Source organism: Ruegeria sp. CDSC068 (assembly GCF_059610545.1).
The window spans coordinates 17,532-31,410 of the sequence record NZ_JBXWNV010000002.1 but is presented as its reverse complement, the minus strand read 5'-3'; the positions used below and the strand labels follow the sequence as shown (position 1 = coordinate 31,410).

The window sequence follows — 13,879 nt, the reverse complement described above, 5'->3', positions numbered from 1 at the left end:
GACGGCCTATGCTGCACGATTCTTTTCTGTATACAACTTGTATTTTTTTAGAATACAGAGAATGAACGAATTAGCCGACACGATTCGCGCAGCGACTGTTGGAGGAACGGATGAAAGACGACGCCAAATCCCGTAAGGCAGAGTTGATGGAGCACCTGAAAGTGTCGATCCTGACGCTGCGCCTGCAACCAGGCACCGATTTGGACGAAGCGCATCTGTCCGACGCTTTCGGCTTGTCCCGGACACCGTTGCGCGAAGTGTTCCGGCAACTGGCGGGCGAAGGCTATCTGGACTTGCGCACCAACCGCAGTGCCCGGGTATCCGAGATGTCTTATACCACCCTGCGTGACTTCTTTCTGGCTGCACCCATGGTCTATGGCGCGGTTTTGCGACTTGCCGCGCAGAACGCCACACGAACTCAGATCAACGACCTGAAAGACGCGCAACAGGCGTTCAAGGCTGCGTTGCAATCCGGATCCGCCGAAGATCGGGCGCTGGCCAATAACCGCTTTCATGATGTGACCGGAGAGATGTCAGGCAATGTCTACTTGCGGCCATCATTCAACCGGTTGCTGATCGACCATGCCCGGATCGGGATGACCTTCTATAGACCCCAATCCGCGCACAAGACCGAGAACCTGTCCGAGGCAAGTCGCCAGCATGACGCCATCATCGCCGCCATCGAGGCGGGCGATGAGGCGGCTGCTGCGCAGCTGGCCGAGGATCACTGGAACCTGTCACGCGACCAAATCGAACTGTTCGTGATGCCTGCTGCGCTGGATATCCCGATGGGTATCCCGCCCCTTTCGAAACCTGCATGAGGACGGAATGAACCCGATTTTTAGATTTGAGGGGATCTATACCCCGGTGGTCACGCCCTATCACCAAGATGGCGGCGTGAACTGGGATGCCCTGTCCCACGTGATCGAATACCTGATAGAGAATGGTGTGCACGGGCTGATATCGGGCGGGTCAACGGGTGAGAACTATGCCCAGACTGTCGAAGAACGACTGGAACTGGCGTCGTTCACGCATAAGCAGTTGAAAGGCCGGTTGCCTCTGGTTGTCGGAACCGGCGCGATGCTGACGCCGGATTCCATCGCGCTGGCCTCGGGCGCGCGTGAGATTGGCGCGGACGCGATCCTGCTGGCCAGCCCACCCTATTCGGTGCCGACCGATCGGGAAAACGCCCTGAACGCGCTGGCCATCGACAAGGCCGCTGACTTGCCGGTGATGTTGTACAACTACCCGCACCGCACCGGTACGATGATGGGGGAAGAATTCCTTGACCGTGTGGGTCGCAGCCGAAACTTCTGCGGCATCAAGGAAAGCTCGGGGGATATCAACCGGGTGCATTTGTTGGCGCGGGATTACCCGCATATCCAGCTTGGCTGCGGCATGGATGATCAGGCGCTGGAATTCTTCGCCTGGGGCGCACCGTTCTGGGTCTGCGGTGGGTCGAACTTCCTGCCAGCCGAACATGTAGCACTATATCAAGCCTGCGTTGTCGAAGGGAACTTCGCCAAGGGCCGCCGCATCATGTCCGCCATGATGCCGTTGATGCGGGTGCTGGAACAGGGCGGCAAGTTCATCCAGACCATCAAGCATGGCGTCACCATGAACGGGGTCGACGCAGGCGCGATGCGGCCCCCGCTTAAGGGGCTGAACAAGGATGACAAACGCGCATTGGAACAGGTGACGCGCGTGATGAAGAAAACAATCGCAGATATCGTGGCGGAGGGCTAAGGCATGGAATTGCTGACACAAGACGAATACAAATCCATCGCTGCGGGCCTGACCTTGCCCACCGGGGCCTTCATCGACGGCGCTTTCCGCCCGGCTGTCTCAGGCAAGACCTTTGAGACGGTGAACCCCGCTACAGGCGAGAAACTGGCCGATGTTGCCGCTTGCGACGCGGCGGATGTGGATTTTGCCGTCGAAAAAGCGCGCGAGGCGTTTGACGATGGACGCTGGTCCAGGATGCACCCCTCGGATCGCAAGGACATACTGATCCGACTGGCCAAGTTGATGACCCGCAATGCCCGTGAATTGGCAGTGATGGAGAGTATCGACAGCGGCAAGACCATCTATGACTGCGAAACCGTGGACGTACCCGAGACGATCCACTGCCTGAAATGGCATGCCGAGGCGATCGACAAGATCTATGATCAGGTCTCGCCCGCCAGCGACGACCACATCGCCATGGTGGTGCGCGAACCCATCGGAGTTGTGGGGTTGGTGCTGCCGTGGAACTTCCCGCTGCTGATGCTGGCGTGGAAGATCGGGCCAGCGCTGGCGGCGGGCTGTTCCGTCGTGGTGAAACCGGCAACCGAAACCACGCTGACCGCCCTGCGCCTCGCGGAACTGGCGATGGAGGCGGGCCTGCCGCGTGGCGTTCTGAACATCGTTCCGGGTGGCGGTGCTGATGTCGGTGAGCCGATTGGTCGACACATGGATATCGACATGGTCTCTTTCACCGGCTCGACCGTCACTGGCAAACGGTTCCTGACCTATTCGGCGGAAAGCAACGCCAAGGAGGTTGTGTTGGAGATGGGCGGCAAGAACCCGGCCATCGTGATGGATGACGCCGAGAACCTTGACCGCGTGGCGGCCCATGTCGTGAATGGCGCGTTCTGGAATATGGGTGAGAATTGTTCCGCCTCGTCCCGTCTGATCGTGCACAAGGACGTAAAGGCCGAGTTGCTGGAGCGGATCGCCCATCACGCGAAGCAGTGGAACATCGGTGATCCGCTGGACCCGGAAACCCGAATGGGTGCGTTGGTCAGCGAAGGCCACTACAACAAGGTCTGCGGCTACTTAGAACAAGCCGAAAACGTGGTGATTGGTGGCAATGCCAACAAGGGTTTTGTCGAAGCGACCGTGGTCGAAGTACCCGGCAATCACAGCACTCTGGCGCGCGAAGAGATCTTTGGTCCCGTTCTGTCGGTGATCGAAGTGTCTGGCTTTGACGAGGCCATCAAGATTGCCAATGACACCGACTATGGCCTGTGTGCTTCGATCTTTACGGCTAACGCCAAGCGAGCCATACGCGGCGCACGGGCGATCCGCGCCGGAACCGTGACGGTGAACAGCTTCGGAGAGGGTGACATCACCACCCCCTTCGGCGGCTACAAACAATCCGGTTTTGGTGGCCGCGACAACTCGGTCCATGCCCACGACCAGTACACCCAGTTGAAAACCATCTGGATTGATCTGGCCGATGACGCGGACGAGGCGATCGATTGACGGCCTATACTGCAAAACGGCTGCCACGACAGACCGGGCCGGCGGGGTGGAACGCCATTCTGCCGCCCCAAACATCGCTACCCCGACTTGAACAGAACATCTCAGCCGACGTCACAATTGTCGGTGGTGGGTTTGCCGGGCTGAGCGCTGCGCGCCGGCTGCGCCAGCTTGACCCGGCGCTCAAGGTTGTTCTGCTAGAGGCTGGTCGTTTCGCCGAAGGTTCCGCTGGCCGCAATTCGGGCTTCATGATCGATCTGCCCCATGATCTGGCCTCGGACAATTACGCCGGGGGCGGGCTGGAAGCGGACCGCGCAACCATAGCCCTAAACCGCCGCGCAATAAGATTTGCAACGAACGTGGCTGAAGAATGCGAGCTGCCGCAGGAAATGTTCGACCCATGCGGTAAGTTCAACGCCGCCGCCACACGAGCCGGGGACAGGCACAACCGCGAATTCGCCGCACATCTGGATCGGTTGGGAGAGCCCTGCACGCTTTATGACCGCCAACAGATGCAAGAGATCACGGGCAGCCCGCACTACAGCTCGGGCCTCTATGCACCCGGCACAGTGATGATCCAGCCCGCCGGTTACATTCGGGCTCTGTCCTCTCACCTGTCGTCACAGGTTGATCTGTTCGAAAACTCTCCCGTTACCGGCTTTGAAAAACAAGGCGCGGGATGGCTGGTGAAAACACCTGAAGCGCAGGTTTCAGCGGGCCAGGTCATTTTGGCCAATAACGGCCATCTGGAGAGTTTTGGCTTCTACGAACGCCGACTGATGCATATCTGCCTTTACGCGTCGATCACCGAGCGTTTGACGCCTGAACAGATCAAGACATTGGGAGGCCAGCCCCGCTGGGCCGTCACCCCAGCCGATCCGATGGGCACGTCGGTCCGGCGCGTCTCGGGCAGTTATGGGGATCGACTGCTGATCCGCACCTGCTCGACCTTCCACCCGACGATCGAGACCAGCCCCATGCGCCTGCGCAATGCAGGGTGGGTGCATGACCGCAAGTTTCGTGAACGGTTTCCGCATCTGCCCGATGTACGAATGGAGCATCGTTGGGCCGGAATGCTTTGCCTTAGCCGAAACGGATCAGCGGCGTTCGGAGCGTTGGACAAGGGCGTCTTCTCGGCCTGTTGTCAGAACGGTTTGGGAATTGCCCGAGGGACATTGCAGGGCATGGCAGTGGCGGAATTGGTCACGCAGGGCGGATCGGACATCGCGGCTCATTTCCTGACCCAACCGATGCCGCCGCGCCTACCACCCGAGCCGTTCGCCTCACTGGGTGCAAACAGCTATCTGATTTGGAAAGAGTGGCGTTCAGGAAAGGAATGACCTGTCAGGGCAGGCTGAGCTTGGTCGTGCGACCCCCATCCACCGTGTAAATCTGACCGGTGACAAAGCTGGCGTCCTTGGACGCAAGAAACGCTACCACTGCCGCGACCTCCTCTGGTCGGCCAGTCCGGGCGACGGGATGGATGCGGCCAATGTCGCGGCGAAATGCATCCGGGTCCGGCTGAGCGTCAATGAAACCCATGTTCAGTTCAGTGTCGATCCAGCCGGGTGCCACCGCGTTGCAGCGGACCCCCTCCGCCCCGTGATCCACGGCGACGGCACGGGTCAAGCCGTGCAACCCGGCCTTGGTCGCACAATAGGCCGCATGGCCCGGATTACAGCCCAATCCTTCGATCGAGCCGATGTTGACGATGTTCCCTTGCGTCTGCCGCAGATGAGGCAGTGCCGCCTTGATCAGCAAAAAAGGAGCCGTCAGGTTGACTGTCAGGTTGCGCTGCCAATCCCCCAGGCTCATGTCTTCGACAAGGGCTTCCTGCATCATGCCCGCGTTGTTGACGAGGATATCCAGACGCCCTGCCCGCTCAACGACCTGATTGACCACAGATTGCGGGCCGCTCGGATCACCAAAATCTGCCTCGATCCCTTCGAACCTGGGATCTTGCCCACGTTGCGCGGTAAACACCTGCGCCCCTTCCTGACCCAGTCGTTGAGCAATGGCCCGACCGATCCCGCTGCGTCCGCCGGTGACAAGAGCGGTTTTGCCATTAAATCGGGTCATGATACCGGCTTGCCTCCATTCACTTCCAGCAACGCACCGCACACATACCGCGACGCATCCGAGGCCAAAAACAGGATCACGTCGGCAATATCTTCAGGTTCGGCAATTCTGCCCAGGGGAACAGTCTGCCCCAGTTCGGCTACCGCGGTATCCGGATCGAACCCGCGCTTGGCGAACCCGGATCGCAGCATAGGCGTGTTAACCTCGTTTGGGCAAACGGCGTTGATGCGGATGCCCTGATGGGCGTGGTCCATCCCCATGCATTGGGTCAGAGAAGCGATCGCTGCCTTGGTCATGCAGTAGACAGCGTGGTTTGGACCGGGGCGCAGGCCCCAGCAGGATGCGGTGTTTACGATCGCCCCTCCTCCGTTCGCAGCCATAATCGGGATCGCAGCGCGGCAAATGCGAAATGGGGCCTCGACATTCACTCCCAGTGACAGGGACCAATCCTGATCCGAGGTTTCGGTAACGGCACCCCGCGTAATGACACCTGCGTTGTTAACAACAATGTCCAACCCGCCCAGCGCATCTGCTGCCCTTTGCGGAAGTGCATCGGCATAGGTCGGGTCCAGCAGATCACCAGGCAGATGGGCCTCGGCCTCGATCCCGTCAGTCAGGCGGTCAGCAACGGCAACCTGCGCGCCGGCGGCACGTAGGCGGCGCACCAGAGTGGTTCCGATCCCCCCTGCAGCGCCCGTGACCAAAGCTGATTTTCCCGCAAACTCCATGATATGCTCCATCAGAAAGATGCGACCGGCGCGCCAAAGCGGGTTTCGTCGGGAACGACGCCCAACCCCGGCCCGGTTGGAACTTGGATATGCCCGCCTTCAATGCGAATTCCATTCTGGGCATCGTAATTGCCTTCGATGTATGGCGCAGCCAGCCAAACGCCTTCCAGCAGATCGGGTCGAACAGTCGCGCCGATATGTGTGCATGCTGCGGCAATAATGTCCCCTCCCCAACTGTCGTCGCAGGTATGGGGCAGATTCCGCGCTTCGCAGAGATCTCGGAACGCGCGCATGGACTGCAGGCCACCGATCCGCGTGACTTTCATGCCGAACCCATCCACCAGACCAGTGCCCACCGCAGTGATAACCGTATTCAGATTGGTGGCATTTTCGTCCATGTAGATCGGGTGGCTCACTTGTGACCGTATCTTTTGCAGATCTTCGATCGTATCGCAGGGTTGTTCCATGACAAACGGAATGTCCGGGCATTCGCGGCTGACACGCAACGCATCACGGGTTGTCCAGCCGCGGTTTCCGTCCACGGCCAGCCGCATGCCTGACCCGCCGATTGCCTCCCACACTTTGCGGATGGTTTCGATATCGATTTCAACCGGTCGACCACCAACTTTGATTTGCAGGCGCAGGTAACCTTCGGCCAATTTTTCCCTAGCCAGAACGGCTATATCGTCGGGTGCCCCAACCCCCGTCGCATAATATGACGGAACCTTGTCTACTTCTGCACCGCCAAGAAGTTCCGACACGCTGATCCCAAACTGCTTGCCCAGCAGATCATGTGCCGCGATGTCGATAGCCGCCTTGGCATAGTTGTGTCCGTTCAAAAGGCCGCCCATTCGTCGGTGCAGTCCTAGCGGAGAGATCTCAGCACCCAATAATTCTTCGGCCATCTGAGCCAACGCAGCCCGAGCACCAGCGGCGTGGGCCTCGGCGTAAGTGGGGCCAACCGGGCAGGTCTCGCCCCATCCGACCAACCCGTTGTCGGCCACCAGTTTGACCAATGTGGTGTCTAGCGCCCAGACCTCGGCATTGGCCATTGTGTAGGGGCCGTTTTTGACAGGCAGATCGTGGCTATAGATGTGAATTTCAGCGATTTTCACGGCTTGTGTTCCGTACTGCTATTGAAGGGACAAACCCGCCCAACTGGCCGGGCGGGTGGAATGCGGGGGAGTAACTTCAGTAACTTTGGTTCAGCTCATCAGCGGCCGGGATTTCACGCTCACGTCGGGCGATGTAGTCCAGCAAGGCCTCGTTTTTCGCCTCATCCAGTTTGGGTTCTTCATACTCGGCCAGCAACGCGCGTGCGCGGTTCAGGGCGCGCGCGGTGATTTCAATGCTGCCTTCTGCCTGCCATTGTTCGATCGAGTTGTTGTCGAACAGCTCGGGCATGAAGAACGCACTCTGGAAATTGTCCTGTGTATGGGGGTGACCAAGATAATGACCACCGGGCCCAACATCCGGAACCGCTGCGAGGGCTTGATCGAAATCGTGCCACTTTGGCCCCTCGGCCATGCGGTACGCCATCGCACATTGTTCGGCGTCGACGATAAACTTGGCCACGGAACAGTGCATCCCGGCCTCATTCCATCCGGCCGAGTGCCAGATGTAGTTGGCACCCGCATGTATGACTGCCTGCAAGGTGGTGGCAGATTCATATCCGGCCTGAGCATCAAAGGTTTTGGCCCCACCCAACGTGTTCGAAGTACGCCAAGGGACGTCATAATGCCGTGCCATCTGGCCAATCATGAAATTCATCAGGCTGATCTCGGGTGTACCCGCCATCGGAGCACCGGATTTCATCGACACGGTCGACAGGTAGTGGCCATAGATCGCCGGAGCCCCTTTGCGGATGACCTGCGTGTAGGCCAGTGCGCTCAGCGCCTCGGCATTCAACTGGGCCACCGTGGCCGGAACAGATGCGGGCGTGTTGGCCCCCCCCAGAACGAAGGGTGAGCAGAGCACTGGTTGATTGCGACGACAAAAGGCCCGCAATGCACCCAGCATGGTTTCGTCCCACACCAACGGCGAGTTGCCATTGCAGTTACCGGTGGTCACCGGGTGATCTTCAAGGAATTCCTCGCCAAACAGGATCGCGCACATATCCATCACATCTTCGGCGTTCTTGGGTGAGGTGGTCATGCCCATGAACGTTTTGTCCGAGTGTTTCATCGACGAATAGGTGATGCGCAGGTGGCGTTGACTGATCGGATGGTCATAAGGTTCCACGATGTGATGCGCCGAGGAATGCAGCGCGGGCATCATGTGGCTGAGTTTGTGGAACATCGCCAGATCTTCCAGCAACGGATTTCGGCGCACGTCGTCCAGATCGCGCAGGAATGGAGCGCCGGTCATAGGCACAAAGATCGAGTGTTTACCGCCCAGCCGCACATTCTTTTTCGGGTCCCGCGCGTGATATGTGAAATCGCTGGGTATGGTGGCAATCAACTCACGCACCAAACCACGGTCGAGGTAAACCAGCTCCCCTTCGACCTTGGCTCCGGCTTTTTTCCAGTCTTTCAGCGCAATCGGGTCGCGAAACTGAACGCCGACATTTTCCAGAATATCCATCGAAGCAGTGTCGATGCGTTCGACCTGAGCACCATCCATTACCTCACACAAGGGGATACCTCTGGTCAGGCCGGGCAGCATTTCAAAGTTCGGGGCAGTGCGCAGGGCGCGACGGGCAGAGCGTCCGCCCGAGCGTGTCGCGGTACGAATGTTCACGGGGCAATCCTCCAATCTTGCTGATCAGACTGACGGATTCGGCACCGGCGCACCTCACTGATTGCGATATCTGTTTGCAGGAAACGACACGGGAACCCGGAACGAAAAACGCCGCCCCAACTGGGGCGGCGTCTGTTTTGGCATTAAGACCTGCGCTTATTCAGCCGCCTGCGTGCTTGCATCAGCATGCTTGTCGCGCCGACCATCACGATAGAGCGCCTTGGTCAGCGAAACCATCATCAGCCCCATAACAACCGTAAAGGGCAGAGCACCGATGATCATCGCATTGCGCAACGCGTCCATCGGGTTGTTTTCTCCAGCGGCCAAGATCAGCGCACCGATCACGGCGGTCAGGATAACACCCCAGATGATACGGTGCTTGACGCCGGTTTCCTGGCTGCCACCGGACATGATGGTGTTCATAACCAGAATGCCTGAGTCCGCAGAAGTCACTAGGAAGGTCATGATCAGGATCACGCACATGACGTTCAGCATGGACAGAAGCCCACCGTCGATCATGTAAGACAGCGTCACGAACAGCTTGTTGGTGTTCGACGCACCGATGATCGCGCCTTCTGCTGCACCAGCCAATTCCAGATCAATCGCAGTGCCACCCAGAACAGTCATCCAGGCAAAGCAAACCAGCGCCGGCGCCAGTACGCAGCCAAGAATGAACTCACGAACAGACCGACCCTTGGAGATGCGCGCCAGGAACAGGCCCACAAACGGCGAGAACGCAATCCACCAAGCCCAGTAGAAGGTGGTCCAGCCCGATTGCCAGCCAAACTGACGGCCTTGCTCGCCTGCGGCGTAAACAGCCGCCAGCGTGTCATCACTCAACTCAGCCGCAGCACCTTCAAGACCGCTTTTAAAGCCGTCAAAGCTGCCCCATGCGTTGGTTGCGCCACCCACCAGATCAGCCGCATGCGCCTGCGCTTCTGCAGGCAGAGCCGCTGCAAACGCTTCGGTCGACAACGGACCGTATGCACCAAAGCTCAGCGAGAGGAAGTGCAGAAGGTAGTCAAACAGTGCTGTGCCATAGGTTGTCATGGCGAATACGAACGAGCCGAAGATCACAAAGGTGCCCAGCAGGATGATCGACAGAACAAGGTTCAGGTTCGACAGGTATTTAACACCGCGACCAACACCCGAGACCGCCGAAATAATCGACAGACCCATGATGACAACCAGACCCGCGATCAGACCAACCTTGCTTGGCGTGGGTACTTCACCGCCAAAATCCATGATCCATTCCATGCCGGTGATTGCATACAGACCGTCGATGAACTGGCTGACACCAAACCCGATCGTAACGGACACACCCAGGATCGTTGCAACAACGCCCAGAACGTCAACGACGTGGCCGAGAAAACCGTTCATCAGACGACCGAAAAGCGGGGTAAGAGCCGCACGAATGGTCAGAGGCATGTCACGAGTATAGGCGTAGTAGGCCAGCGACAGGCCGGTCACCACGTAAATTGCCCAGGCATGAAAGCCATAATGCAGGAAAGTATACCGATACGCGGATTGAACGGACTCTGGATCATTGCCTGCAACTGCACCGGCCACGACTTCGGGGTTCGATCCCCACAGGCCCAACGGTTCAGCGGTGGCAAAAACCATCAGGCCGACACCCAGACCCGCTCCAAACATCATCGAGAACCAGGAGAAGTTCGAAAACTCGGGTTTTTCGCCCGCTGTTCCCATAACCCGCTTTCCGGTCGTTGGAAGGATGGCAACAATGACGAGGAAGATGACAAACAGGCCGACAATGACCACGTAGAAGCTGTTGAAGATTTCCAGCAGCTTTCCATTCCAGCTGCCAAGTGTGCTGTTGGCATTGGCCGGGAAGACAAGTGCCCACAGTACAAGGGCAACCATGATGCCCTTACTGATTAGGGCGATTGGGACGCTGTAATTTTCATAGAATCCGGCATCGGCCGTTTCTATCTCTAGATCCGTAAAGGGTTCGGGTATCGACATGTTGCTCCTCCGTGGTGCTGTATCAATTGCGAAACTGCCTCTGCATTTCACGCAATTCGCCCAATCGCCTCGAACGATGGGGAAGGTGCTGCAGCAGACGTATCGGCTCTTTCTTGTTTCGTTTCTGTGTTTCAGAAATGCGGCACCGCCGCATGGTCTTACGCCTTCTGAGTTGCATTGAATTCAACACACCGTGCAATCAGGCGATACTCGGTCTTACCAACTGGGAATGGGTTCGCGCCTCCTTCACGTCCCCTTTCGACCTTTCCCGTTTGTCAGTTCGGGACATCATTGCGTCGCAGTACCGTCTTGCGACGCCCGGAAAATTCTCTCGAAAAGCCCGAAAAACACAACGTTTGTTGGTAGAACTGACTATAGTGGCGCTCCGTTCTAAATTCGGCCAGAACCGACGCATTGACGAAAAATGCGACATCCGCCTTTAACTTGAGCCAGAAAAACATCAAATCATCAAAAGCGCTATAGCTTTCACCTTCAAAAAAACTAAAACTGAGTTGATAAAAATTAAACTAAACCGAAAAACGATTCACCAGCTTCCATGTCCAGACGCCACTACAACCTGCCGCCGCTGACAACCTTGTCAGCTTTTGAGGCCGCCGCCCGCCACCTGAGCTTTAAGAACGCCGCCGTTGAACTGTCTGTCACACCCGGCGCGGTCAGCCACCAGATCAAGGCGCTAGAAGGCGATCTGGACACACCTCTCTTTCAACGCAAGCATCGCGGCGTTGATCTGACCGAGGATGGCAAGGCGCTTTATGACGCGCTGTCCACATCCTTCGGGCGCATCTCAAAAACGCTGAGCATGATCCGCGACCGGTCCACGGCGGGAAAGGTGACCGTAGGATCGACAACCGCGGTTGCCGCGTTGTGGTTGTCTCCGGCTGTCATTCGGTTCTGGCGGGACATGCCCGAAGTCAATGTTGATCAACTGTCACAGGATCGCCCCTTTCGCGATCGGCCTGACGTCGACTTTTTCATTCGCTATGGGCGGGACAGCGATCCCAACCTGTCACACACTCCGCTGTTTCGCGACCAGCTAGTCCCGGTCGGAAGCCCAGAAATGGCAGAAAGGCTTGCGGATGCCGGTCTTGAGTATCTGACTTCTGAACGGCTGATCCATCTGGAGTCAGAAGACCGCACCTGGACCACCTGGCCCGAATGGTTCCAGCAGTTGGGATATAATGGCACAGTGCCCATTGAATCCCGCGTCAACAGCTATTCCGTCGCGCTGCAGCTTGCGCGCAAGGGTGCCGGGCTGGCGCTGGGTTGGCAGCGGCTGATCCAACCCATGCTGCAATCAGGCAAACTGGTTCCTATTGGCACACACCAAGTGCCCGCTCCGAACCAGTTTTACCTGGTCGGACGCCCGGACGAAGAGCTCTCAGATAGCGCCCGCGCCCTGAAGAACTGGATCGTTCAAGAGGTTCAAGAAGGTTCGGTTTAGGTGAAATCACTCTCTGATGAGCTTTTCTGATATTGAGACCAACAGGTTCAATCCGCCAATAGGGATTAATAGCATCCAGCAAAACCTCAGGAGAGCCCGATGAACAAGCATAGCGCGCTGTCTTCCGTTCTGGCCGATGTAAACGTCGCAAATGGCCTGCCGAACGAACATTACATCGATCCGACCGTTTTTGACGAAGAAAAGCGTTCTGTGCTGTATGCCAACTGGTCCGGGATCGGCTTCGGCAAGGATGTTCCGGAAGAAGGCGATGCAAAACCAGTCGATTTTCTGGGCATGCCGCTGCTGATTGTCCGGGACAAAGACGGCGAGGTTGGCGTTTTTCAAAACACCTGCCGCCACCGCGGGATGATTCTGGTAGACACGCCGCGCAAAATCGGCGGCGCAATCCGCTGCCCCTATCACAGCTGGTGCTACAGCCTGAAAGGCGAGCTGCGCGCAACCCCGCATGTGGGTGGTCCCGGCCAGAACAAGCACGAAGACGTCAATCGCGAAGACCTGGGTCTGATCCGCGTGCGGTCCTACGTCTGGCGCGACGTGATCTTTGTGAATGTTGACGGCACAGCACCGGAATTCGAAGAGGTACACGGCCCCCTGCTGGAACGTTGGAAGGAATTTGAGAAACCCGTCTTCCACGGCGGTGAAACGTCCTCATTCAAGCTTGAGGTCAAGACCAACTGGAAGCTTGCGGTCGAGAACTATTGCGAAAGCTATCACCTGCCATGGGTGCATCCCGGTCTGAACAGTTATTCGCGGCTGGAGGATCACTACAACATCGAAGAGCGCGGTCAGTATTCGGGTCAAGGGACCCTGGTTTACCGCCAACTGACAGATCAGGACGGCGCAACCTTCCCGGATTTTGACGGGCTGAGCGACAAGTGGAACGAAGGCGCAGAGTATATTGCGGTTTATCCAAACGTTCTGCTGGGCGTGCAGCGCGATCACGCATTTGCCATTGTGCTGGAGCCGGTCGATCAGGAAAACACCGTCGAACATATCGAGCTATACTATGCCAAAAGCATTGATGACACTCCGCAGCAGGATGGACTGCGTGCTTCGAACGCGCAGCTGTGGAAGACGGTATTCGAAGAGGATGTCTTTGTGGTCGAAGGCATGCAGAAAGGCCGACACGGGATGTTGTTCGACGGCGGACGGTTTTCGCCTGCTATGGACGGGCCGACGCATAACTTCCACCATTGGGTCGCGACGCAAGTCGAAAACGGTCGCGCGGATTAACCTCTTTTAGTCGGTCGGTTGCCAAGTGGCCGACCGGTTGATCTTAGAAGGGGACGCCCATGGACAAACAGGAACTGGATCGCCTTTTATTGGACGCACATGATCGCAATGATCATGCCAATCTGATCCGCTTATACACCCTGGCCGCGGATGAGCACGAAGCGGCGCAAGACATTGACGCGGCCTGTTTCTACCTCACGCATGCTTTTGTTTTCGCGCTGGAATCCGGCGCGCCCGAGGCTAACGCGCTGAACCAGCGGCTAGTCGCATATGACCGCGCCCAAAAGCTGGATTTCTGAGTTTAGCCTCAGATTAAACTCACTCAACCCAACATGAAATTTATGTCCGTTGCCGGTGCCATCGCGATGATGACACATGGCGACGGGACCAA

At 57.7% G+C, this 13,879-nt stretch carries 12 protein-coding genes; 7 read left to right on the top strand and 5 right to left on the bottom strand.

The window, feature by feature from the left end; genetic code table 11:
- Positions 1 to 110 precede the first annotated feature (110 nt).
- Genes AC2FID_RS04930 through AC2FID_RS04915 form a run of 4 tightly spaced genes read left to right on the top strand, consistent with a single transcriptional unit; the run spans position 111 to position 4,583 of the window.
- The gene (locus tag AC2FID_RS04930) at positions 111 to 821 is read left to right on the top strand and encodes a GntR family transcriptional regulator (protein ID WP_109310760.1); all 711 of its coding nucleotides are present in this window, start codon (positions 111 to 113) and stop codon (positions 819 to 821) included.
- 7 nt (positions 822 to 828) lie between these two features.
- Complete coding sequence (locus tag AC2FID_RS04925) at positions 829 to 1,746, top strand: dihydrodipicolinate synthase family protein (protein ID WP_496835695.1); 918 nt, start codon at positions 829 to 831, stop codon at positions 1,744 to 1,746.
- Between the two features lie 3 nt (positions 1,747 to 1,749).
- Positions 1,750 to 3,246: an aldehyde dehydrogenase gene (locus tag AC2FID_RS04920; protein ID WP_496835694.1), complete on the top strand. Its 1,497-nt coding sequence runs from the start codon at positions 1,750 to 1,752 to the stop codon at positions 3,244 to 3,246.
- Entirely contained in the window at positions 3,243 to 4,583 is a 1,341-nt protein-coding gene (locus AC2FID_RS04915) for an NAD(P)/FAD-dependent oxidoreductase (RefSeq protein ID WP_496835692.1), read from the top strand. The genes AC2FID_RS04920 and AC2FID_RS04915 overlap by 4 nt, the downstream gene beginning before the upstream one ends.
- 4 nt (positions 4,584 to 4,587) lie before the next feature.
- On the opposite strand, the gene AC2FID_RS04910 is transcribed toward AC2FID_RS04915, so the two are convergent.
- From AC2FID_RS04910 to AC2FID_RS04890, 5 genes are all read right to left on the bottom strand, one after another.
- Entirely contained in the window at positions 4,588 to 5,322 is a 735-nt protein-coding gene (locus tag AC2FID_RS04910; protein WP_496835691.1) for an SDR family NAD(P)-dependent oxidoreductase, read from the bottom strand.
- The gene (locus tag AC2FID_RS04905) at positions 5,319 to 6,050 is read right to left on the bottom strand and encodes an SDR family NAD(P)-dependent oxidoreductase (RefSeq protein ID WP_496835689.1); all 732 of its coding nucleotides are present in this window, start codon (positions 6,048 to 6,050) and stop codon (positions 5,319 to 5,321) included. Before AC2FID_RS04905 ends, AC2FID_RS04910 begins: the two co-directional genes overlap by 4 nt.
- Positions 6,051 to 6,061: 11 nt before the next feature.
- Positions 6,062 to 7,165 (bottom strand): mandelate racemase/muconate lactonizing enzyme family protein, encoded by a 1,104-nt coding sequence (locus tag AC2FID_RS04900; protein ID WP_496835687.1) that lies wholly within the window; start codon positions 7,163 to 7,165, stop codon positions 6,062 to 6,064.
- Positions 7,166 to 7,241: 76 nt separating this feature from the next.
- Positions 7,242 to 8,789, bottom strand: coding sequence for a trimethylamine methyltransferase family protein (locus AC2FID_RS04895; RefSeq protein WP_496835686.1), 1,548 nt, complete (start codon positions 8,787 to 8,789; stop codon positions 7,242 to 7,244).
- Positions 8,790 to 8,945: 156 nt separating this feature from the next.
- Positions 8,946 to 10,772, bottom strand: coding sequence for a BCCT family transporter (locus AC2FID_RS04890; RefSeq protein WP_282121115.1), 1,827 nt, complete (start codon positions 10,770 to 10,772; stop codon positions 8,946 to 8,948).
- A 556-nt stretch (positions 10,773 to 11,328) separates the two neighbouring features.
- Between AC2FID_RS04890 and AC2FID_RS04885 the strand changes: the two genes are divergently transcribed.
- The 3 genes from AC2FID_RS04885 to AC2FID_RS04875 all read left to right on the top strand — a co-directional run bounded on the left by AC2FID_RS04885 (position 11,329) and on the right by AC2FID_RS04875 (position 13,787).
- On the top strand, positions 11,329 to 12,234 hold the full coding sequence (locus tag AC2FID_RS04885) for a LysR substrate-binding domain-containing protein (protein ID WP_496835684.1): 906 nt from the start codon (positions 11,329 to 11,331) through the stop codon (positions 12,232 to 12,234).
- 99 nt (positions 12,235 to 12,333) lie between these two features.
- The gene (locus AC2FID_RS04880) at positions 12,334 to 13,488 is read left to right on the top strand and encodes an aromatic ring-hydroxylating oxygenase subunit alpha (RefSeq protein ID WP_496835570.1); all 1,155 of its coding nucleotides are present in this window, start codon (positions 12,334 to 12,336) and stop codon (positions 13,486 to 13,488) included.
- 59 nt (positions 13,489 to 13,547) lie between these two features.
- Positions 13,548 to 13,787: a hypothetical protein gene (locus AC2FID_RS04875; protein ID WP_496835569.1), complete on the top strand. Its 240-nt coding sequence runs from the start codon at positions 13,548 to 13,550 to the stop codon at positions 13,785 to 13,787.
- Positions 13,788 to 13,879: the final 92 nt, after the last annotated feature.